At 57.3% G+C, this 22,709-nt stretch carries 21 protein-coding genes; 14 read left to right on the plus strand and 7 right to left on the minus strand.

The annotated features are described in order from the left end of the window. Nucleotides 1–23: 23 nt before the first annotated feature. From glgS to INT84_RS11705, 4 genes are all read right to left on the minus strand, one after another. On the minus strand, nt 24–206 hold the full coding sequence (gene glgS, locus INT84_RS11690; protein ID WP_176918600.1) for a cell surface composition regulator GlgS: 183 nt from the start codon (nt 204–206) through the stop codon (nt 24–26). Between the two features lie 208 nt (nt 207–414). Next, nucleotides 415–1,848, minus strand: a complete 1,434-nt coding sequence (gene hldE, locus INT84_RS11695) for a bifunctional D-glycero-beta-D-manno-heptose-7-phosphate kinase/D-glycero-beta-D-manno-heptose 1-phosphate adenylyltransferase HldE (protein WP_194206919.1) — start codon at nt 1,846–1,848, stop codon at nt 415–417. Nucleotides 1,849–1,900: 52 nt separating this feature from the next. Continuing rightward, complete coding sequence (glnE, locus tag INT84_RS11700; protein ID WP_194206920.1) at nt 1,901–4,759, minus strand: bifunctional [glutamate--ammonia ligase]-adenylyl-L-tyrosine phosphorylase/[glutamate--ammonia-ligase] adenylyltransferase; 2,859 nt, start codon at nt 4,757–4,759, stop codon at nt 1,901–1,903. Between the two features lie 21 nt (nt 4,760–4,780). Next, entirely contained in the window at nt 4,781–6,082 is a 1,302-nt protein-coding gene (locus INT84_RS11705; protein WP_194206921.1) for an inorganic triphosphatase, read from the minus strand. A 229-nt stretch (nt 6,083–6,311) separates the two neighbouring features. Here INT84_RS11705 and INT84_RS11710 point away from each other — a divergent pair, with 229 nt between their 5' ends. Then, nucleotides 6,312–6,932 (plus strand): TIGR04211 family SH3 domain-containing protein, encoded by a 621-nt coding sequence (locus INT84_RS11710; protein WP_176918596.1) that lies wholly within the window; start codon nt 6,312–6,314, stop codon nt 6,930–6,932. 68 nt (nt 6,933–7,000) lie between these two features. Further along, nucleotides 7,001–8,242 carry a multifunctional CCA addition/repair protein gene (locus tag INT84_RS11715; protein WP_194206922.1) on the plus strand — a complete coding sequence of 414 codons (1,242 nt, stop codon included), beginning with the start codon at nt 7,001–7,003 and terminating at the stop codon, nt 8,240–8,242. Nucleotides 8,243–8,252: 10 nt separating this feature from the next. Here INT84_RS11715 and bacA read toward each other — a convergent pair whose 3' ends face one another. Both bacA and folB read right to left on the minus strand, forming a co-directional pair. Continuing rightward, the gene (bacA, locus tag INT84_RS11720; RefSeq protein WP_194206923.1) at nt 8,253–9,074 is read right to left on the minus strand and encodes an undecaprenyl-diphosphate phosphatase; all 822 of its coding nucleotides are present in this window, start codon (nt 9,072–9,074) and stop codon (nt 8,253–8,255) included. 90 nt (nt 9,075–9,164) lie between these two features. Next, nucleotides 9,165–9,533, minus strand: coding sequence for a bifunctional dihydroneopterin aldolase/7,8-dihydroneopterin epimerase (gene folB, locus INT84_RS11725; RefSeq protein WP_194206924.1), 369 nt, complete (start codon nt 9,531–9,533; stop codon nt 9,165–9,167). Between the two features lie 107 nt (nt 9,534–9,640). Between folB and plsY the strand changes: the two genes are divergently transcribed. The 9 genes from plsY (at nt 9,641) to ureG (ending at nt 17,168) form a co-directional block, all read left to right on the plus strand. Next, entirely contained in the window at nt 9,641–10,279 is a 639-nt protein-coding gene (plsY, locus tag INT84_RS11730; protein ID WP_194206925.1) for a glycerol-3-phosphate 1-O-acyltransferase PlsY, read from the plus strand. Between the two features lie 238 nt (nt 10,280–10,517). After that, on the plus strand, nt 10,518–11,984 hold the full coding sequence (locus INT84_RS11735; RefSeq protein WP_194206926.1) for an MFS transporter: 1,467 nt from the start codon (nt 10,518–10,520) through the stop codon (nt 11,982–11,984). A gap of 254 nt (nt 11,985–12,238) precedes the next feature. Next, nucleotides 12,239–13,066 (plus strand): urease accessory protein UreD, encoded by an 828-nt coding sequence (locus INT84_RS11740; protein WP_194206927.1) that lies wholly within the window; start codon nt 12,239–12,241, stop codon nt 13,064–13,066. Between the two features lie 9 nt (nt 13,067–13,075). Beyond that, a complete protein-coding gene (locus INT84_RS11745; RefSeq protein ID WP_194206928.1) occupies nt 13,076–13,378 on the plus strand; it encodes an urease subunit gamma in 303 nt (100 codons plus the stop codon). 9 nt (nt 13,379–13,387) lie between these two features. After that, nucleotides 13,388–13,708, plus strand: coding sequence for an urease subunit beta (locus INT84_RS11750; RefSeq protein WP_194206929.1), 321 nt, complete (start codon nt 13,388–13,390; stop codon nt 13,706–13,708). Next, a complete protein-coding gene (gene ureC, locus INT84_RS11755) occupies nt 13,701–15,404 on the plus strand; it encodes an urease subunit alpha (protein WP_194206930.1) in 1,704 nt (567 codons plus the stop codon). Before INT84_RS11750 ends, ureC begins: the two co-directional genes overlap by 8 nt. A gap of 9 nt (nt 15,405–15,413) precedes the next feature. After that, nucleotides 15,414–15,866: an urease accessory protein UreE gene (gene ureE / locus INT84_RS11760; protein WP_194206931.1), complete on the plus strand. Its 453-nt coding sequence runs from the start codon at nt 15,414–15,416 to the stop codon at nt 15,864–15,866. Continuing rightward, on the plus strand, nt 15,867–16,541 hold the full coding sequence (locus tag INT84_RS11765) for an urease accessory protein UreF (protein WP_194206932.1): 675 nt from the start codon (nt 15,867–15,869) through the stop codon (nt 16,539–16,541). Nucleotides 16,542–16,550: 9 nt separating this feature from the next. Next, on the plus strand, nt 16,551–17,168 hold the full coding sequence (gene ureG / locus INT84_RS11770; protein WP_194206933.1) for an urease accessory protein UreG: 618 nt from the start codon (nt 16,551–16,553) through the stop codon (nt 17,166–17,168). 131 nt (nt 17,169–17,299) lie between these two features. On the opposite strand, the gene tsaD is transcribed toward ureG, so the two are convergent. Continuing rightward, complete coding sequence (gene tsaD / locus INT84_RS11775; RefSeq protein WP_194206934.1) at nt 17,300–18,313, minus strand: tRNA (adenosine(37)-N6)-threonylcarbamoyltransferase complex transferase subunit TsaD; 1,014 nt, start codon at nt 18,311–18,313, stop codon at nt 17,300–17,302. A 236-nt stretch (nt 18,314–18,549) separates the two neighbouring features. On the opposite strand from tsaD, the gene rpsU reads away from it, so the two are divergent. The 3 genes from rpsU (at nt 18,550) to rpoD (ending at nt 22,678) form a co-directional block, all read left to right on the plus strand. Then, nucleotides 18,550–18,765: a 30S ribosomal protein S21 gene (gene rpsU / locus INT84_RS11780; protein WP_001144069.1), complete on the plus strand. Its 216-nt coding sequence runs from the start codon at nt 18,550–18,552 to the stop codon at nt 18,763–18,765. A 117-nt stretch (nt 18,766–18,882) separates the two neighbouring features. Next, complete coding sequence (gene dnaG, locus INT84_RS11785; RefSeq protein ID WP_194206935.1) at nt 18,883–20,628, plus strand: DNA primase; 1,746 nt, start codon at nt 18,883–18,885, stop codon at nt 20,626–20,628. A 208-nt stretch (nt 20,629–20,836) separates the two neighbouring features. Further along, nucleotides 20,837–22,678 (plus strand): RNA polymerase sigma factor RpoD, encoded by a 1,842-nt coding sequence (rpoD, locus tag INT84_RS11790; RefSeq protein ID WP_194206936.1) that lies wholly within the window; start codon nt 20,837–20,839, stop codon nt 22,676–22,678. The last annotated feature ends 31 nt before the right edge of the window (nt 22,679–22,709 follow it).

Below are 22,709 nucleotides of genomic sequence, written 5' to 3' on the forward strand. Positions count from 1 at the left end.
CCGCATTTAGCGGGCCATTCTGTTTATTCGCATACCGTTTGGCGCTGATAAAACTCGTAGCGCTGGCAGAACCAGCTACGCTGTTCTTCATCCATATTGCCGGTGACATTACTGATATCAATCTGGCGTCCTTCCCTTTGCATCCTGGCAAAACTCCGCGCCAGAAAGTCAAAGTTCTGTACCGAGTACAAGTCCTGTTCGTTCATCTTTCCCGCATCTCCCATGATTTTTTTTAAGCGTAGGTCAAATTTTGAAAGGCGTAGGAGAGAGTGAAACAAAATTGATCTGAGTGGGTAAAAAGTGCGCGATTGTTTATGCGGGAAGAAAATGATGCCGGATGGCGCTGCGCTTATCCGGCTTACGTTTAATGCAATCTGTAGCCCCGGTAAGCGCAGCGCTACCGGGGAATTACGCCTACTGGTGGCTGTCTTTCTGGATCTTGCGAATGATATTGGTCGTCGAGCAGCCGTCTTCGAAGTTAAGCACCAGCACCTCGCCGCCGTTGGCCCACACCTCTTTGCTGCCAGCGATATCTTCCGGCTTGTAGTCGCCGCCTTTCACCAGCAGATCCGGCAGGATCCCGGCAATCAGACGCTGCGGCGTGTCCTCTTCAAAAGAAACCACCCAGTCCACCGCTTCCAGCGCGCCCAGCACGATCATCCGCTGTTCCAGCGGGTTGACCGGGCGCGAGTCGCCCTTCAGCCGTTTAGTAGAGGCGTCGCTATTGACCGCGACAATCAGACGGTCGCCCAGTTTGCGGGCGTTGGCGAGGTAGGAGACGTGACCCGCGTGAAGAATATCGAATACGCCGTTGGTCATCACCACTTTCTCGCCGCGCTTGCGCGCCGCCGCGACCGCTTCCTGTAACTCCGCTTCGTCCATCACGCCAAAGCCGGTTTCCGAACGACCGCGCACCGCGTTTTCCAGTTCAATAGGCGAAACCGTTGAGGTGCCGAGCTTGCCGACCACCACGCCAGCCGCCGCATTGGCGAAGTAGCAGGCCTCTTCCAGCGAATTTCCCGCCGCCAGCGTTGCCGCCAGCACGCCGATCACCGTGTCGCCTGCGCCGGTGACGTCATAAACTTCCTGCGCCTGGGTCGGCATATGCAGCGGCGCTTTACCCGGTTGCAGCAGCGTCATCCCCTGTTCGGAGCGCGTGACCAGCAGTGCGCTGAGGTCGAAATCGGCAATAATCTTCATGCCGCGTTCAACCAGTTCCTCTTCGCTCTGGCATTTTCCCGCCACCGCTTCAAACTCGGAAAGGTTCGGCGTCAGCAGCGTCGCGCCACGGTAGCGCTCAAATTCAGTGCCTTTCGGGTCGATCAGCACCGGAACGTTCGCCTGCCGTGCCAGCGCGATCATTTGCTGGACGCTCGCTAACGCGCCCTTGGCATAATCAGAGAACACCAGCGCGCCCACATGCTTCAGCGCCTGCTGGATGCGGTCGTGCATTGGCTGCGGATCGACTCCGGCGAAGCCTTCTTCAAAATCGAGGCGGATCAGCTGCTGATTGCGTGACAGCACGCGCAGTTTGGTGATGGTCGGATGCGTCGGGACAGAAACGAAATCGCACTTCACGTTAACGTCAGCCAGTGATTTACTCAGCGCACGCGCGGCGTCGTCGATCCCGGTCAGTCCGACCAGCCGTGACGCTGCACCCAGCGAGGCAATGTTCATCGCCACGTTTGCCGCGCCGCCAGGACGCTCCTCAATGGTATCCACTTTCACGACCGGTACCGGGGCTTCCGGTGAAATACGGCTGGTTGGCCCGTACCAGTAGCGATCCAGCATCACGTCACCGACCACCATGACATCTGCGCGAGTAAATTCTGGCAGCGTTACTTTCATTCCTGTCTCCTGAGAGATTCATCAGTCATACGTTTTGTTGCGCGCGATAATATCACACCTGTTCTGATGTGCACGGCTCCACCAGCCACTTCTGCCAGCTGGCGTTGACCTGAGCACGTTCTGCCATAAAGGCCTCCGGCGGCAAATGCCCCGCCTGCTCCTGAAGCGCGAGGTGGTGCAGCTCATCGCGCAAGGTGGTGTAGGCCTGGGTCAGCGCCTGCGCTTCCTGTTCATCCATAATGTCGTTTTGCGCCAGCAACTCCAGGATGCGCACATTATCTGACCAGCGGGTCAGCTTCGGTTTTTGATGCGCATAGTGCAGCACCAGGTACTGCGCGATGAACTCAATATCGGTGATGCCGCCCGCGTCGGTTTTGATGTCAAAACGGTCGCGATGCTTATTGCCGAGATGGGCGCGCATTTTCTCGCGCATCTCGCGCACGTCGGTTTGCAGCTTTTCGCCCTCGCGCGGCGCGCTCAAAATCTCGCGGCGGATGGCGTCAAACTGTTGGTTAAGCTGCGGATCGCCATACACCGCACGAGCACGGACCAGCGCCTGATGCTCCCACGTCCACGCCTCGTTTTTCTGATAATCGGCAAAGGCTTCGGCGGTAGTCACCAGCATACCTGCCGCGCCGGAAGGCCGCAGACGCGCATCCACCTCATACAGAATGCCGGAGGAGGTACGGGTACTGAACAGATGCATAATGCGCTGGGCCAGCCGCAGATAGAACTGACGACCGTCGATCTCGCGTTCACCGTCGGTCATAACGTCAATCGGGCAATCATGCAGGAAGACCAGGTCGAGATCGGAACTGTAGCCCAGCTCCCAGCCGCCGAGCTTGCCATAGCCAATAACGGCAAATCCACGACCTTCACGCTCGCGAAGGTGAGCGGGCTGCCCGTAACGGGCGACCATTTGCGTCCACGCCTGCTGAACCACGGCGTCAATCATTGCCTCCGCCAGCCAGGTTAAGTGATCGCTCACTTTCATCACTGGCAGCGTACCGGCGATGTCCGCCGCCGCGATACGCAGCAACTGCGCCTGTTTAAACTGACGCAGCGCTTCAAGCTGCTGTTCTTCGTCCTCTTCCGGCACCCGCAACAGGTACTGGCGCAGTTCATCACGATAGGCATCGGTCGCGGTAGGCTGATAAAGCGTATTCGGATCGAGGAGTTCATCCAGCAAGAGCGGATAACGAGCCAGCTGGCTGGCCACCATCGGTGAGGCGGCGCAAAGCGTAATCAGATGTTTGAGCGCGCCGGGAAACTCGCTCAGCAATTCGAGATAGGTGGTGCGGGTGACGATCCCGGTGAGCAGCGGCATTAACCGTGACAGTGGGATCGGTGCGTCGTCGCGGGAGCAGACATCGGCCAGCAGATGCGGCATCAGGTGATCCAGCACCTGCCGACCGCGTGGGCCAATGGTACGTTTATCCAGCTCCTTGCGAAAATCGGCAATCAGCGCCACCACCCGCTGACGGTCAGCGTCGCTGAGGTGCGCCAGCACTGGCGTAACATCCTCTTCCTGCAACGCATCCTGCCACAGTTCGCGCCAGTTTTCCGAAAGCTGTTCTTCCTGAGTGTCGGTATCATCATCGCCGATTAGCTCGTTGAAGACCTGGCGTACGCGGTGCATATGCTGTGTCAGCGTCGCTTCCAGCGTTGACCAGTCGGCGAGGCGCATGCCCCACGCCAGCCGCGCGCGGTTGAGATCGTCTCCCGGCAGGGTCTGGGTCTGTTCATCGTTAATACTTTGCAGCAGGTTTTCCAGCCGACGTAAAAACAGGTACGCCTCGCGTAGCGCCGTGGCATCCTCTTCCGGCAGCAAATGCAATGCCGCAATTGCCGACAGCGTCGGCAATAACGAACGCAGCTGCAATGACGGCTCGCGTCCGCCGCGAATTAACTGGAAAACCTGAACGATAAACTCAATTTCACGAATGCCGCCCGCGCCGAGTTTGATGTTGTCTTTCAGGCCGCGCCGTCTGACTTCACGGGCAATCATGCCCTTCATATTGCGCAAAGACTGAATCACGCTGAAGTCAATATAGCGACGGAAGACAAACGGCCTCAGCATGGCGCGCAGTTCGCTGGCGTAAACGCCGTCGTTGTCGCCCATAATGCGGGCCTTGACCATCGCATAGCGCTCCCAGTCGCGGCCCTGCTCCTGATAATAATCTTCCAGCGCCGCAAAACTCAGCACCAGCGGGCCGCTGTCGCCAAAGGGCCGCAGACGCATGTCCACGCGATAAACAAAGCCGTCCTGGGTGGGCTGATCCAGCGCTTTAATCAGCCGCTGTCCGAGGCGGGTGAAAAACTGCGCGTTATCCAGCTCACGACGCCCACCCTGGGTCGTCCCCTTCTCCGGCCAGGCAAAAATCAGATCGATGTCTGAAGAGAAGTTCAGCTCACCGCCGCCCAGTTTGCCCATGCCGAGAATAAGCAGCGGCTGCGCCTCACCACGGGCGTTGCATGGCGTTCCCCACTCCCGGCAGCAGGCCGTATACAGCCAGTCGCGGGCGGCGACAATCAGCGTTTCCGCCAGCGCGCTGAGCTGCTGGAGGGTCTCCTCCTCGCTCATCAGCATCAGCGCCTGCGCCCACGCAATGCGCACCATAATACGGCGACGGAACAGGCGCAGCGCGTGCATCAATGCCGCTTCATCGTTCACTGATGCCAGCGCGTCCTGTAACCACTGCGCATAATGCCGCCACTCATCCGCCTGCGGCGGATGACTTTCCAGCGCGGTCAGCCATTCCGGATGCGCCACTACGCTTTGCTGAACAAAATCACTGAAAGTAAGCACTAACTGCGCCTGTTCACCGGGTGCCTGAACCGGAAAATCGTCCGGCAGGCGCTCAAGCACCGTGTGCCAGTGCTGCTGTAACGCTGAAGAAAGCGGCATCATGGAGTCTGTCCTTTGCCTGAATTAACGTTTACCGCTGTGTAACCAGAACGGCTCCATCGCCATCGCTTCATTGCGGAAGTGTTCGATTTCAATGTGCTGGCGTTTTTTGATGGCGTGCAGCAAACCCTGCCAGTTCTCCAGCCAGGCCTGTGCCACAACGGGATCGTAATTTCCCGCCAGCAGCGTGATGCTGTCGATATCGCGACTCAGACGGGGGATTTGATCGCCATAGCTGTCACCCAGCGGATACGCGAAGGTTTTACGCAGTTCCGCCGCATGGCGGGAGAGCGCAATATCCGCATAGCGTTTGAAGGAATCAGCAAATTTCGTTTGCGCTTTGGCATCGAGGAATGCCTGCCAGCCGCGGGTAATCAGCCACTCGGTCAGATTGAGCTTTGCCAGCGCGATGTTGGCGCTGCTGGCAGCGGTTTCCGCCGACACATCTGACGCCAGCGTCGCCTCCGAGAGCGTAAGCAGGTCACGTAAGCGAGCGCTCGCTTTACGCGGCACGATACCGCCAAACAGGGTCAGCGTATGGCGGATCAGGCTAATAGCCGCCTGCACGCCCGCTTTCGCCGCCGCATTGCCGCGCACCCACAGTTCTTCGTGATACTGCCACTGGGAGAGCGCTTTTTCGAGCGCCGCCTCGAACGCCTGCTCAACGCTGGCTTTGCGCGGCACGCTTAAAATCGTCAGCGGCCTGAGCGGACGCTCCGGGTTGCCCTGCGCCAGGTGATAACCACGCGCCGCTTTGCTCAGGCTTCCCTGGCGCAGCACCTCCAGATTCACCAGTTGGCGCGCCAGCTTCAAAAGATCCTGCGTTTCGCCGGACAGTAATTCCAGCTCAAGTTCACCAATCGGCTCCTGCACGTCACCAGCTTTAACTTCACCGCGATCCAGCGCGATTTCAATCCGGCTCGCACCTACCTCCACCAGCCACTTTTCGCGCTGGAAATCAGTACTGAACAGCGGCTGCACCTGCTCCGCCAGATGCGCAGGCAGTTCGCCCTGCGGCCAGACTTCAGCCGGGAAAAGCGACAGATCCAGCTCCGGCTGGCTCAGTTCGATATTGTATTCCGGACGCTGATGCAGGCCACCTACCACGCGTCCAGCAATTTTAATGGTCATTTCATAGCGACCATTATTGCCGCGAATGCGCAGCCCCATATCATGCTGGCGCAGCCAGTTATCCGGCGTCTCGTAGTAGATATTGAGCAGCGGACTGGCAGGAACGTGCTCTGCCGACAGCGTATTCAGGTGGTTGCGCAGCGTCTCAACGCCGTCATGGTTAACGATAAACTTCAATTCGATTTCTTGAGCCATAGCTGAATTCTTATGATTACGTTGATACGAAAGACAATTAGCACGAACTTACGCGCATCTTTTTTGTCAGTAGATAGTATTTTGCGGCAAAATACCATGAACTGTGCGTGTTGAAGGCAGAAAAGTTTGACTTCCCGACCCGGATGATTCCGATTGCTGCTTACGCCATTACGTCGTCAGACTGTTGCCACGACATTCGTTCCACTTCCATGACAATAACGATGATCTAATGCCTAAATTACGCCTTATTGCCTTAACTTTATTGACGCTCAGCGTTTCCACCGTCTCTCATGGTGAAGAAAAGCGTTACGTTTCGGATGAACTGAACACCTGGGTACGTAGCGGCCCGGGCGATAATTATCGTCTCGTTGGCACAGTAAATGCCGGCGAAGAAGTCGCCCTGCTCCAGACGGATGCAGGCACCAATTATGGTCAGGTGCGCGACAGCAGCGGCCGTACCGCGTGGATCCCGCTGAAAGAGCTGAATGCCGAGCCGAGCCTGCGCTCGCGCGTGCCGGACCTGGAAAATCAGGTGAAGACCCTGACCGATAAGCTGAACGGCATCGACACCACCTGGAATCAGCGTACCGCTGAAATGCAGCAAAAAGTGGCGCAGAGTGATAGCGTCATTAACGGCCTGAAAGACGAAAACCAGAAGCTTAAGAATGAGCTTATTGTGGCGCAGAAAAAGGTTAGCGCCGCTAATTTGCAGCTTGATGACAAGCAGCGCACCATCATTATGCAGTGGTTTATGTACGGTGGCGGCGTGCTGGGTATCGGGCTGATTCTGGGGCTGGTGCTGCCGCATATGATCCCAAGCCGCAAGCGCAAAGACCGCTGGATGAATTAAGCCAAATTCGCCTTCTCCTCTACACTTACGTATGATTCGGGAACAGACAACGCGTGAGGAGAGGTGTAGTGAAGAGTTATCTGGTCGGTGGCGCAGTCAGGGACGGGTTATTAGGGCTACCGATTAAAGACCGGGATTGGGTCGTGGTTGGCGCTACACCGCAGCAAATGCTCGACGCGGGCTACCTTCAGGTAGGCCGCGATTTCCCCGTGTTTCTCCATCCTGAAAGCCGCGAGGAGTATGCGCTGGCGCGCACCGAGCGCAAATCCGGCTCCGGCTATACGGGGTTTACCTGCTACGCTGCCCCGGACGTTACCCTCGAAGACGATTTACAGCGCCGCGACCTGACGGTCAACGCGCTCGCCCAGGATACCGACGGTAAACTTATCGATCCGTATCACGGGCAGGCGGACCTGCAAAACCGCCTCCTGCGCCACGTCTCCCCCGCCTTCAGTGAAGATCCACTGCGCGTGCTGCGCGTGGCGCGCTTCGCCGCTCGCTATGCGCACCTGAGTTTTCGCATCGCCGATGAAACGATGGCGCTGATGCGTGAGATGACCGCCGCGGGCGAACTGGAACATCTGACGCCCGAGCGGGTGTGGAAAGAGACGGAAGGTGCCCTCGGCACGCATAATCCACAGGTCTATTTTCAGGTCCTGCGCGACTGCGGCGCACTGAAAGTGCTGTTTCCTGAACTGGATGTGTTATTCGGCATTCCCGCCCCGGCAAAATGGCATCCGGAAATCGATACCGGCATCCATACCCTGATGACGCTTTCTATGGCGGCGATGCTCAGTCCGGAGATTGATGTGCGCTTCGCTACCCTGTGCCACGATCTCGGCAAGGGTCTGACGCCCAAAGAACTGTGGCCGCGGCATCATGGTCACGGTCCGGCGGGCGTCCGTCTGGTCAACGCGATCTGCGCGCGTCTGCGGGTGCCGAACGACATTCGCGATCTGGCAAAGCTGGTGGCGGAGTATCACGATCTCATCCATACCTTCCCGCTGCTACAGCCGAAAACCATTGTTAAACTGTTTGATTCCATCGACGCCTGGCGCAAGCCGCAGCGCGTGGAGCAGATCGCGCTGACCAGCGAAGCCGATGTGCGGGGTCGCACCGGTTTTGAAAGCAATGCGTATCCGCAAGGACGCCAGCTGCGCGCCGCCTGGGAGGTTGCCCGTGCAGTACCGGTAAGCGAGGTGGTGAAAGCAGGATTTCAGGGGCCGGAGATCAGGGAAGAGTTAACCCGACGCCGTATCCGGGCCGTGGCCCAGTGGAAAGATAAAAACTGCCCTCAACCGGAAGGCTGAGGGCCGGATCTTACATAAAGACCGCGTAAACCGCTGCCGCCACGATAAAGCGGTAGATGGCGAACGGAATAAACGAAATCCGTTTGATGATGTGCAGGAAGGTTTTGATGGCGATCAGCGCCACTACGAAGGCGGTGATGAAGCCCACGGCAAACATCGGGATATCCGCAACCGACAGAAAACCAATGCTCTTATAGAGGTCCAGCGCGGTAGCCCCCATCATCATCGGCACCGCCAGCAGGAACGAGAATTCAGACGCCGCGTAGCGGCTGACGCCCATCAGCATCCCGCCGGAAATGGTCGCCCCGGAGCGGGAGAACCCCGGCCACAGCGCCAGACACTGAAAACAGCCGATCATAAACGCCTGACGATACGTCATATCGTCGACGCCCACCGCACGCGGCTCTTTCGGCTTCAGGCATTCGGCAGCAATCAGTAACAGGCCACCGACAACCAGCGCATACATCACGTTAATCGGGTTAAACAACGATTTAATCGTGTCATGGAATACCAGACCCAGCACCACCGCCGGGATCATCCCAAGGAGAATGTGAATAAGCGACAGGCGACCTTTTCCGGTCCCTTCATGCTGCGGCTTGCGGCCAAAATGGATACCAATCAGGCCAAACAGACGACGCCAGAACATCACCACCACTGCCAGAATCGAACCTAACTGGATGACCACTTCAAAGGTTTTCGCCGTTTCGCCTTCAAAGCCCAGCAGGTGGCCGACGATAATCATGTGACCGGTACTGGAAACAGGCAGGAACTCTGTCAATCCTTCGACCACGCCCAATATCGCCGCAATCAGCAGCGAATGCATATCGCTCATCAAGTAAACCCCTAAAAGATAAATGAATGAAGTCTAAAATAATCCTGCATTATGACCAGCATTATCGCGCTGCGTTTAATAATACTTTATTTAAATGTTTTCTTTAGGAATATTGCCACGCTCAATGATTACGCCAACACTTGCCGCGCGCGCCACCGCCCCTGGCTTACTGACTTTGATGCGCACCCACGGTGACGGAAAACGTTCCAGTAGCAGAGTCGCAACTTCTTCTGCGACGCGCTCGACCAGCGCAAAGCGCCCACCTTCCACATGGCTGACCACCAGCTCGCTGACATCGGCGTAGCTCAGACAATCCGCAACGTCGTCGCTGGCCGCCGCCTTGCGGTTATCCCACGCCATTTCGATATCGAACATGAGCTTTTGTTCGATAGTTTGCTCCCAGTCATAAACACCAATAGTGGTGATTACCGAAAGTTGCTCTATAAATACAATATCCATCGTGACCTGCCTGCTTTTTGGCTAAACCGGATACCACTTCCGGCGAATTATGCGTATTATCCACAGATGCAGAGAATAAACCGATTTTTTCTAAACGGAACAGCGTTATGAGTGCAATCGCGCCTGGAATGATCTTCTTTGCCTACCTTTGCGGCTCAATTTCCAGCGCCATTCTGGTCTGCCGCATTGCAGGTTTACCCGATCCGCGCGACAGCGGCTCCGGTAATCCAGGGGCGACCAATGTTTTACGAATTGGCGGCAAGGGAGCAGCCGTAACCGTACTGATTTTTGATGTCTTAAAAGGCATGCTGCCGGTCTGGGGCGCGTATGCTCTGGGCCTTGCGCCGTTCTGGCTGGGGCTAATTGCCATCGCCGCCTGCCTCGGGCACATCTGGCCGGTCTTCTTCCATTTTCGCGGTGGCAAAGGTGTCGCGACGGCCTTCGGTGCCATTGCGCCTATCGGCTGGGATCTGACCGGCGTAATGGCCGGAACCTGGCTGCTGACGATTTTGCTGAGCGGCTACTCCTCGCTGGGTGCTATCGTTAGCGCATTGATCGCGCCCTTCTACGTCTGGTGGTTCAGACCGGAATTCACCTTTCCGGTGTCGATGCTGTCGTGCCTGATCCTGCTACGTCACCACGACAACATCCAGCGGCTCTGGCGTCGTCAGGAGACCAAAATCTGGACCCGGCTGAAGAAGAGAAAGCAAAAAGACGCGAATGGGGATAGCGGGCGTAATGCCTGATGGCGCTTCGCTTATCAGGCCTACAAAATGTCCCGACATCATGCCGCAATAAGAAATGACCATCCTTTCGTAGGCCGGATAAGGCGCAGCCGCCATCCGGCATTACCCAGCCTCGGCCCCTTGCGTTCTCTCCCTCTTTGTTGCACTCCCGTTATGACTTATAACCAAATGTGATTTAGCTCACTTTCTGACGATGGGTACTCTTTCGAAACACATCGACAACATAACTCGACAAAAAATGACTGAAATCACTGAATCTGCTGCCGTTGCAACGGCGGGCAACGCCCCCGACGGCGACATTAAATGGGTGCGGAACGCCTCTGACGTCACGCAACTGGTGAACGCCGGATCGCAGGGACGCGCTAACGCCCGGATCGTCATTGGCATCGCGCTGGGCGGCATTTTCCTCGACGCTTACGATCTCGGCGCGCTGGCGTTTGGCATTAAAGATATTACCCGCGAGTTTAACCTGACGCCCGCTGGCACCGGAATGGTGGCGTCGGCCATCACCTTCGGCGCGATTGTCGGCGCGTTAATTGGTGGCTATCTGACCGATAAAATCGGCCGCTACCGGGTGTTTATGGCCGACATGATCTTCTTTGTGGTCGCCGCTATCGCCTGCGCCTTTGCGCCGAACGAATACGCGCTCGCTGGCGCGCGCTTTGTGATGGGATTAGGCGTGGGGATAGACCTGCCCGTAGCCATGGCTTTCCTGAGCGAATTCGCCAGGCTGAAAGGCCCCGGCAACAAAGCCGCCAGCGTCGCCATGTGGTGCCCAACGTGGTACGCCGCCATCAGCATTTCCTACCTGCTGGTACTCTTCTTCTATGCCGTTCTGCCGGAAAGCCACAGCGACTGGCTGTGGCGGATCATCCTCGGCTTTGGGGCCATTCCCGCGCTGGTGATTATCGCCATTCGTAGCCGCTATATGAGCGAATCTCCGGTGTGGGCGGCAAATCAGGGCAACCTGAAAGAAGCTGCATCAATATTGCGCAAGGCCTACAACATTAACGCTCACGTTCCGCAGGATGCGCTGGATCGGCCTGCGCCGGTGGTTAACAAGGCCAAATGGCAAAACTATCTGGATCTGTTTCGCGGCGTGTATTTACGCCGCACCACGCTGGCGACGCTGCTGTCGGTCGTCTCGTCGTTTGCCTATAACGCCGTGGCGTTTGGTCTGCCGGTGATCATCTCCAGCTTCTTCGTGCAGTCGATGCTCACCACCATTCTGATTTCGCTGGCGCTGAACCTGCTGTTTGCCTTCGTGGGCGGCTTGCTGGCCGTGCGTCTGGTGCCGCGCTTCGGCGCATGGCGGATGTCGCTCGGCGGCTATGCCTGTCAACTCATTGCGCTGCTGGTGCTGGCGCTGATTGGCCGACCAGAAGGCGCGGCGGAAGGTGTGGCCTCAGTCGCGATGCTGGCGCTGTTTTTATTCGGTCAGGGGTTTGGACCGGGCGCGCATACCATGGCGTTCGCCTCTCTCAGCTATCCGACTTCGCTGCGCGGCGTTGGCGTGGGTCTTAACCAGACGCTGATGCGCAGCAGCTCCACGTTGTCGCTGTTCCTGTTCCCGCTGCTGGTGGCCTCGCTGGATACCGCCGTGTTCTGGATCATCGCCCTCGCCCCGTTGATTGGTCTGGTATCACTTCTGGCGATCCGCTGGGAGCCGTCAGGCTACGATATTGACGCCGAAGATTATCGGTAATCCTCCTCAAACGGCGCAGAAATGCGCCGTTTCAGAACGCTGACAAAGTGGGTTGTCAGGGGAAACACCGGGATTGGGTTCCCGGAGGGAGGCCCAACCCGGTGGTCGCCCCGTGTTCCACGGACGGTTTGTCATCAACCTCAAACGGCGCAGAAATGCGCCGTTTTGTCATCCATCCATAAGCGACTTGTATGACCGCGTTGATTTCCGCCAGGGCATACTAAAACAGTATATCGCGAGCGGACGGATGGAGCATGGTTGTTACCCAGGTCACTGATAAAACGTATAAAGGCTGGCAGGCATCGCTTGCATTGCAGTTTTGTCATACCGCGGAAAAAACCCTTCTGCGCTCCGCCCGCCACAGCGGTCCGCTCACCGTACAGCGGCCTTTTTATCCTGAAGGCGATACCTGCCATCTCTATCTGCTGCACCCTCCCGGCGGAATTGTCGGCGGTGACGAGTTGACGATTACCGTCAGCCTCGATCCCGCAAGCCATGCGCTACTGACGATGCCGGGCGCGAGCAAATTTTATCGCAGCGGCGGTGCTACGGCCCGGCTGAATCAGCGCTTCGATCTCGCCCCTGATGCCACACTGGAATGGCTGCCGCAGGATGCGATTTTCTTCCCCGGCGCGCAGGCCCGCGTGCAAACCGTTTTTCATCTCAGCGAGGGTTCGCGGCTGCTGGCGTGGGATCTGCTGTGCCTTGGCCGCCCGGTCATCGGCGAGTCTTTTAGCCGTGGGCAACTGGACAACCGACTGGAAGTCTGGAAAGACGGCGTGCCGCTGCTGATTGAACGTCTGCACCTGGCGGACGGCGATCTGTCGCCCGTGGCGAACCAACCGTGGGTCGGCACGCTGCTGTTTTACCCGGCCACTGAAATGCTACTGGACGCCGTGCGTGAAAGGCTCGCTCCGCTGGGCGCGTTTGCTGGCGCGACCCTCGTCGACGGCCTTCTGACCGTGCGGTTTCTCAGCGATGACAATTTAATTTGCCAGCGGGCGATGCGCGACATCTGGCGTTTTATGCGTCCTCACCTGCTGCAAAAACCGCCCGTACTCCCCCGTATCTGGCAGACATAAGAGACTCCTATGGAACTGACGCCGAGAGAAAAAGATAAGCTGCTGTTATTCACTGCCGCGCTTGTGGCGGAAAGACGCCTCGCCCGCGGCCTGAGGCTTAACTATCCGGAAGCCGTGGCGCTGATCAGCGCGTTCATTATGGAAGGCGCGCGCGACGGCAAAAGCGTGGCGGCGCTGATGGAAGACGGTCGCCATGTCTTAACCCGCGATCAGGTGATGGAAGGCATCCCGGAAATGATCCCCGACATTCAGGTCGAGGCTACGTTCCCGGACGGATCGAAGCTGGTCACCGTTCATCATCCGATTAGTTGAGGGGGAAGCATGATCCCAGGCGAATATAAGATCCAGCGCGGCGAGATCGAAATCAACGCAGGCCGTCCGACCCTGATCGTGGTGGTTGAAAACCACGGCGATCGTCCCGTTCAGGTTGGATCGCACTATCACTTCTACGAGGTCAACCCGGCGCTGAAATTCGATCGCGAACGCTGCAAAGGCTACCGGCTGAATATCGCCGCCGGCACGGCAGTGCGTTTTGAGCCAGGACAAAAGCGCGAGGTGACGCTGGTGGCGGTGGCGGGCGCGCGGCGCATCTTTGGTTTTCGCGGTGAGGTAATGGACCGCCTGGAGGCAGACCATGACTAAAATTTCTCATCAGGCCTGGGCCGATATGTTCGGTCCCACTACCGGTGACAAAGTGCGGCTGGCGGATACTGAGCTGTGGATCGAGGTGGAAAAAGACTTTACCACCCCTGGCGAAGAGGTGAAATTCGGCGGCGGCAAGGTGATCCGCGACGGCATGGGTCAGGGACAAATGCCCGCCAGCGAGTGCGTGGATCTGGTGCTGACCAACGCATTGATTATCGATCACTGGGGGATCGTCAAAGCGGATATTGGTGTTAAAGACGGTCGGATCTTTGCGATCGGCAAAGCCGGTAATCCGGATATTCAGCCTGATGTGACGATCCCGATTGGGGTAGCGACGGAGGTGATCGCCGCTGAAGGGAAGATCGTTACCGCGGGCGGCGTGGATACGCATATTCACTGGATCTGCCCGCAGCAGGCCGAGGAAGCGCTGATCTCCGGCGTCACCACCATGATCGGCGGTGGCACCGGTCCGGCGGCAGGCACCAATGCGACGACCTGTACTCCCGGTCCGTGGTACATCGCCCGTATGCTCCAGGCGGCAGATACGCTTCCGGTGAATATCGGCCTGCTCGGCAAAGGCAACGGCTCAAACCCGGAAACCCTGCGCGAACAGGTTGCGGCCGGGGCTATCGGCCTGAAAATTCATGAAGACTGGGGCGCGACGCCCGCCGCGATTAATTGCTCGCTGACCGTCGCCGACGAGATGGATATTCAGGTGGCGCTGCACAGCGATACGCTGAACGAGTCTGGCTTCGTCGAAGATACGCTGGCGGCGATAGGCGATCGCACCATCCATACCTTTCATACCGAAGGCGCGGGCGGTGGCCACGCGCCGGATATTATCACCGCCTGCGCACACCCTAATATTCTGCCCTCTTCCACCAACCCGACGTTGCCGTATACCGTCAACACCATTGATGAACATCTCGATATGCTGATGGTCTGCCATCATCTTGACCCGGATATCGCCGAGGACGTGGCGTTTGCCGAGTCGCGCATCCGCCGGGAGACCATCGCCGCTGAGGATGTGCTGCACGATATCGGCGCGTTCTCGCTAACCTCGTCGGATTCGCAGGCCATGGGGCGCGTCGGTGAAGTGATCCTGCGTACCTGGCAGGTAGCGCATCGAATGAAGGTTCAACGCGGCGCGCTGCCCGGGGAGACGGGCGATAACGATAATTTCCGCGTGAAGCGCTATATCGCTAAATACACCATTAACCCGGCGCTGACCCACGGTATCGCCCATGAAGTTGGTTCTGTCGAAGCGGGGAAACTGGCGGATCTGGTGGTCTGGTCGCCTGCCTTTTTTGGCGTTAAACCGGCGACGATTGTGAAAGGCGGGATGATCGCCGCCGCGCCGATGGGCGATATCAACGCCTCGATCCCCACGCCGCAGCCGGTGCACTATCGGCCAATGTTTGGCGCGCTGGGTGCCGCCCGTCACGCCTGCCGGATGACGTTTATTTCGCAGGCGGCGCAGGCCGCCAATATCCCGCAGCAGCTGAATTTACAGAGCAGCATCGGCGTGGTGAAAGGCTGCCGGACGGTGAAAAAGCGCGACATGATCCACAACAATCTGCAACCCGACATTACCGTTGATGCCCAGACCTACGAGGTGCGCATTGACGGGGAACTCATCACCAGCGAGCCGGCGGACGTGCTGCCGATGGCGCAACGCTATTTTCTGTTTTAAGGAGTCGCTATGCTCTATTTAACCACGCGGATTGACGCCCCCGCCCGGATTACGGCGACGGTAACGCTCCCCATCGACGTGCGGGTGAAAAGCCGGGCCAAAGTGACGCTCAGCGACGGGCGCGAAGCCGGGCTGATATTGCCGCGCGGCTTGATGCTGCGCGGCGGCGATGTGCTCAGCAGCGACGACGGGCTGGAGAGGGTTGAGGTGATCGCCGCCGATGAACCGGTCTCCATCGTGCGCTGCGACGATCCTTTCCTGCTCGCCAGAGCCTGTTATCACCTCGGCAACCGCCACGTTCCGCTACAGATCCTGCCGGGCGAACTGCGCTACCACCACGATCACGTGCTGGACGATATGCTGCGTCAGTTCGCGCTGGAGGTGACATTCGCTCAGGTACCGTTTGAGCCGGAGGCCGGGGCGTATTCCGGCGAAGCCCACGCACATTCGCACGCGCACTAAATGACGGACTCTGTTCAGCTTCTGCGCCTGATGCAGCTTGCCAGCAGCAGCCTTCCGGTCGGCTCCTTTACCTGGTCGCAGGGGCTGGAATGGGCGACAGAAGCGGGCTGGGTCGCCGATAGCGAGGCTTTTAAGCGCTGGCAGATACAGCAGATGGAGCACAGCTTCTTTTGCGTGGATCTGCCCATTTTCGCCCGGCTGTACCACGCCTGTGCCAAAGAGGATATCGACCAGGCCCGACGCTGGACGGCGTATCTGCTGGCCTGCCGCGAGACGCGCGAACTGCGGGAAGAGGAGCGCAATCGCGGCGCGGCCTTTACTCGTCTGGTGAGCGACTGGGAGCCTGACTGTGTCCCGGCATGGCGCGCGCTGTTCGCGCAAAGCCAGCTGTGCGGCATGGCCTGGCTCGGCGTGCGCTGGCGGATCGATCTGAACGCGCTGGCGCTCAGTCTCGGCTATAGCTGGATCGAAAGCGCGGTGATGGCGGGGGTCAAACTGGTGCCGTTCGGCCAGCAGGCGGCGCAGCAGCTGATCCTCTCTCTGTCTGAGCGCTATGCGGCAGGCATGGAAGAAGCGCTATTGCGTGAGGAGGCTGATATTGGATCGGCCACACCGCTGACCGCCATCGCTTCTGCACGCCATGAAACTCAATATTCGCGGTTGTTCCGTTCCTGAGGAGAGAACATGTCACACACTAAACATCCGTTGCGCGTCGGCGTCGGCGGCCCGGTCGGGTCCGGTAAAACCGCACTGCTGGAAGCCTTATGCAAGGCGATGCGTAATACCTATCAACTGGCTGTCGTCACTAACGATATTTATACCAAAGAGGACCAGCGCATCCTGACCGAGGCGGGCGCACTGGAGCCGGAACGGATTGTCGGCGTGGAAACCGGCGGCTGTCCGCACACGGCGATTCGCGAAGATGCCTCCATGAACCTGGCAGCGGTGGAGGCGTTAAGTGAAAAGTTTGGCAATCTGGATCTGATTTTCGTCGAGAGCGGCGGCGACAACCTGAGCGCGACGTTCAGCCCGGAGCTGGCGGATCTGACGATTTACGTGATCGATGTGGCGGAAGGCGAAAAGATCCCGCGTAAAGGCGGACCGGGGATCACGAAGTCCGATTTTCTGGTGATCAACAAAACCGATCTTGCCCCGTATGTCGGCGCATCGCTGGAAGTGATGGAGCGCGATACGTTAAGAATGCGTGGCGAGCGACCGTGGACGTTCACCAACCTGAAAAGCGGCGATGGTCTGGGGAAGATTATTACGTTTCTGGAAGATAAAGGGATGCTGAAGGGGTAAGGCGCTGGCTCCGCAGATCGACCTGCCCGGAGGCGCTGCGCTTACCGGGCCTACGGGTTGCGTGCAACTGATTGATATTGCGCACTTTGTAGGCCGGGTAAGGCGAAGCCGCCACCCGGCATTACGCCAGCTTACGCCGCAGGCAGCTCCGCCAGCGGCCAGCGCGGGCGCACGGTCACGCCGAGATCCGCCGTCGCTCCGGCTTTAAAACGCACCATTCCTGCATAGGCGATCATCGCGCCGTTATCGGTACAAAATTCCGGCCGCGCATAAAACACCTCGCCGCGGCGTTTTTGCATCATCTCTGCCAGCTTCGCCCGCAGGGTGCGGTTGGCGCTGACGCCGCCCGCCATCACCAGACGTTTAAACCCGGTCTGATCCAGCGCGCGTTTGCACTTAATCATTAAGGTATCAACCACCGCATCTTCAAACGCGCGGGCGATATCGGCGCGGGTTTGATCGTCCGCGTCGTTATTACGAATGGTATTCGCAGCAAAGGTTTTCAGGCCGGAGAAACTGAAATCCAGCCCCGGCCGGTCGGTCATCGGACGCGGGAACACAAAGCGCCCTTCCGTTCCCTGCGCGGCCATTTTCGACAGCATCGGGCCACCGGGATAATCCAGCCCCAGCAGTTTGGCGGTTTTGTCGAAGGCTTCACCGGCGGCGTCGTCAATTGACTCGCCCAGCAGCGTATACTGGCCGATGCCGGTCACGCTGATAAGCTGGGTATGCCCGCCGGAAACCAGCAGCGCAACAAAAGGATACTCCGGCGGATTCTCTTCCAGCATCGGGGCCAGCAGATGGCCTTCCATATGGTGTACCGCAATCGCAGGCACGTTCCAGGCAAAGGCCAGCGAACGTCCTACGGTAGCGCCGACCAGCAGCGCGCCAACCAGACCCGGACCCGCCGTGTATGCCACCGCATCAATCTCTTTCGCCGTAAGCCCGGCCTCTTTCAGCGCCGCCTGAATCAGCGGCACGGTTTTACGCACATGATCGCGGGAGGCCAGCTCCGGCACCACGCCGCCGTAGTCAGCGTGTAATTTCACCTGACTATACAATTGGTTGGCTAACAGACCTTTTTCGTCGTCGTAAATGGCGATGCCGGTCTCATCGCAGGATGTTTCGATACCCAGTACACGCATGGCTTGTTTTACCTCTTTTCACTACCGCGCAGTGTAGGGCCAACGCGGGGTGATGTAAAACTTTGTTCGCCGCAGCAGTTAGCCTCGTGTATACTCCTCTCCCTTATAAAAGTCCCTTTCAAAATCGCTTCGGTGCTTTACAAAGCAGCAGCATTTGCAGTAAAATTCCGCACCATTTTGAAATAAGCTGGCGTTGATGCCAGCGGCAAACCGAATTTATTAAAGGTGAGAGTTACATGCCGGTAATTAAAGTACGTGAAAACGAGCCGTTCGACGTAGCACTGCGTCGCTTCAAGCGTTCATGCGAAAAAGCAGGTGTTCTGGCGGAAGTTCGTCGTCGTGAGTTCTATGAAAAACCGACTACCGAACGTAAACGCGCTAAAGCTTCTGCTGTGAAACGTCACGCGAAGAAACTGGCTCGCGAAAACGCACGCCGTACTCGTCTGTACTAATGATTTGAGAGCCAACGCTCTCATCTAACAGACCGAGTTGTAGTTGTAAGGCCGTGCTTCCGGAAGGAATGCGCGGCTTATTTTCGTTTACGAGTTGGTAAAAATTGTACGGGGCTTATGGCTGGACGAATCCCACGCGTATTTATCAATGACCTGCTGGCGCGCACCGACATCGTCGATCTTATCGACGCGCGGGTGAAGCTCAAGAAGCAGGGCAAGAATTTTCATGCGTGCTGTCCGTTCCATAACGAAAAGACCCCCTCTTTCACCGTTAACGGTGATAAGCAGTTTTACCACTGCTTCGGCTGTGGTGCGCACGGCAATGCCATCGACTTTTTGATGAACTACGACAAGCTCGAGTTCGTCGAAACCGTTGAAGAACTGGCCGCCATGCACAACCTGGAAATTCCGTATGAAGCAGGCAGCGGGCCAACGCAGATTGAGCGTCATCAACGGCAGACCCTTTATCAGTTGATGGATGGCCTGAATGCGTTTTATCAGCAATCTCTTACGCATCCCGCCGCAGACCCCGCGCGTCAGTATCTGGAAAAACGTGGTTTAAGCAGTGACGTCATTGCTCGATTTGCCGTCGGCTATGCACCTCCGGGCTGGGATAACGCGTTAAAGCGTTTTGGTGGCAACAGCGAAAACCGTCAGTCGTTAATCGACGCGGGGATGCTGGTCACTAACGATCAGGGACGCAGTTACGACCGCTTCCGCGACCGGGTGATGTTCCCCATCCGCGACAAGCGTGGCCGGGTGATCGGGTTTGGTGGGCGCGTCCTGGGTAATGATACGCCGAAATACCTGAACTCGCCGGAAACCGATATTTTCCATAAGGGCCGCCAGTTATATGGCCTTTATGAGGCGTTACAGAACGCGGCGGAACCGCAGCGTCTGCTGGTGGTCGAAGGCTATATGGATGTCGTCGCACTAGCGCAGTATGGCATTAATTATGCCGTTGCGTCGCTGGGCACTTCAACCACCGCCGATCATATTCAGCTGCTGTTCCGTTCGACGCAGAACGTAATTTGCTGTTATGACGGCGACCGGGCCGGACGCGATGCCGCCTGGCGTGCGCTGGAAACCGCGATGCCGTATATGACTGACGGTCGGCAGCTGCGCTTCATGTTTCTGCCCGACGGTGAAGATCCGGATACGCTGGTACGTAAAGAAGGCAAAGACGCGTTTGAAGCGCGGATGGAACACGCTCAGCCGCTGTCGGTGTTTTTGTTTAATAGCCTGCTGCCGCAGGTCGATTTAAGCACCCCGGATGGCAGTACGCAGCTTGCAGCACTCGCGCTACCGCTGATTAACCAGGTGCCGGGCGACGCTCATCGCATTCAGCTACGTCAGACGCTGGGGCTGAAGTTAGGTATTTTCGACGACAGTCAGCTTGATCGTTTAATGCCAAAACAGGCAGAAAGTGGCGCGGTACGCCCGCCGCCTCAGCTAAAACGCACGACCATGCGTATACTGATAGGACTGCTGTTGCAAAACCCGGATCTCGCACCGCTGGTGCCACCGCTGGCAGATCTGGACCAAAGTAAGCTGCCCGGACTTGGCTTATTTGCCGAATTGGTCAACACTTGTTTGTCACAGCCTGGCCTGACCACCGGGCAACTTTTAGAACATTATCGTGGCACGAATGAAGCGGCGACCCTTGAAAAACTGTCGATGTGGGACGATATAGCAGATAAAGAGATTGCAGAAAAAACGTTCACCGACTCGCTTAACCATATGTTTGATTCGTTGCTCAAGCTACGTCAGGAAGAGTTAATTGCTCGTGATCGGACACATGGTTTGAACAGCGAAGAACGCCGGGAGTTCTGGGAAATCAGACAGGCCCTGGAAAAAAAATGAATTTAACGGCTTAAGTGCCGAATATCGTTCGGGTAGATCCCGACAGCCGCACTGAAGGGCAGCGGCAAAAATATAAGCAAGCCCTCATTAGTCATACAGGCCGTCGTTTCGCCTGCCTCAGCGCAACGTGAAAGATGAAATGTATTATGTTGGCGGTTCGTTTCGCCGACCGACACCAACCTCATGAATTAAGTGTGGATACCGTCTTATGGAGCAAAACCCGCAGTCACAGCTGAAGCTTCTTGTCCAACGTGGTAAGGAGCAAGGCTATCTGACCTATGCCGAGGTCAACGACCATCTGCCGGAAGATATCGTCGACTCAGATCAGATCGAAGACATCATCCAGATGATTAACGATATGGGCATCCAGGTGATGGAAGAAGCACCGGATGCCGACGATCTGTTACTTGCTGAAAACTCAAACAATACTGACGAAGATGCGGAAGAAGCGGCTGCGCAGGTACTTTCCAGCGTTGAATCCGAAATCGGGCGCACCACTGACCCGGTCCGCATGTATATGCGTGAAATGGGTACCGTTGAACTTCTGACCCGTGAAGGCGAAATTGACATCGCCAAGCGTATTGAAGACGGTATCAACCAGGTTCAGTGCTCCGTTGCTGAATATCCGGAAGCGATCACCTATCTGCTGGAGCAGTACGATCGCGTTGAAGCGGAAGAGGCTCGCCTTTCCGATCTGATTACCGGTTTTGTCGATCCGAACGCTGAGGAAGACCTGGCCCCGACGGCAACGCACGTCGGTTCTGAACTTTCCAGCGAAGAAATGGATGACGAAGACGAAGACGAGGAAGAAGACGACGACAGCAGCGACGACGACAACAGCATCGATCCTGAGCTGGCGCGCGAGAAATTCGGTGAACTGCGCACGCAGTACATCGTCACCCGCGACACCATTAAGGCAAAAGGCCGCAGCAACGCCGCGTCACAGGAAGAGATCCTGAAACTGTCTGAAGTTTTCAAACAGTTCCGCCTGGTGCCAAAACAGTTCGATTACCTGGTTAATAGCATGCGCGTCATGATGGATCGCGTGCGTACCCAGGAACGCCTCATCATGAAGATGTGCGTCGAACAGTGCAAAATGCCGAAGAAAAACTTCATCACGCTGTTCACCGGCAACGAAACCAGCGAAACCTGGTTCAACGCCGCTATCGCGATGAACAAGCCGTGGTCTGAGAAGCTGCACGATGTCTCCGATGAAGTGCATCGTAGCCTGCAAAAACTGCATCTGATTGAAGAAGAGACCGGCCTGACCATTGAGCAGGTGAAAGACATCAACCGTCGCATGTCCATCGGTGAAGCGAAAGCCCGCCGTGCGAAGAAAGAGATGGTTGAAGCGAACTTACGTCTGGTTATTTCTATCGCTAAAAAATACACCAACCGTGGCCTGCAATTCCTCGACCTGATCCAGGAAGGCAACATCGGTCTGATGAAAGCGGTCGATAAGTTTGAATACCGTCGTGGTTACAAGTTCTCCACCTACGCAACATGGTGGATCCGTCAGGCGATCACCCGCTCTATCGCAGACCAGGCGCGCACCATCCGTATTCCGGTGCATATGATTGAGACCATCAACAAGCTCAACCGTATCTCCCGCCAGATGCTGCAAGAGATGGGCCGCGAGCCGACGCCGGAAGAGCTGGCCGAACGCATGCTGATGCCGGAAGATAAGATCCGCAAAGTGCTGAAAATTGCCAAAGAGCCTATCTCCATGGAAACGCCGATCGGCGACGATGAAGATTCGCATCTGGGTGATTTCATCGAGGATACCACCCTCGAGCTGCCGCTGGATTCTGCAACTACCGAGAGCCTGCGTGCCGCAACGCACGACGTGCTGGCTGGCCTGACCGCCCGTGAAGCGAAAGTCCTGCGTATGCGTTTCGGTATCGATATGAACACCGATCACACGCTGGAAGAAGTGGGTAAACAGTTCGACGTCACCCGCGAACGTATCCGTCAGATCGAAGCGAAGGCGCTGCGCAAACTGCGCCACCCGAGCCGTTCTGAAGTTCTGCGTAGCTTCCTCGACGATTAATCACTTCCGTCCTTCAACAAAGCCCTCCTCG

It is taken from the genome of Superficieibacter sp. 1612_C1 (assembly GCF_015234305.1).
In the GTDB taxonomy this organism is placed as follows: Bacteria; Pseudomonadota; Gammaproteobacteria; order Enterobacterales; family Enterobacteriaceae; genus Superficieibacter.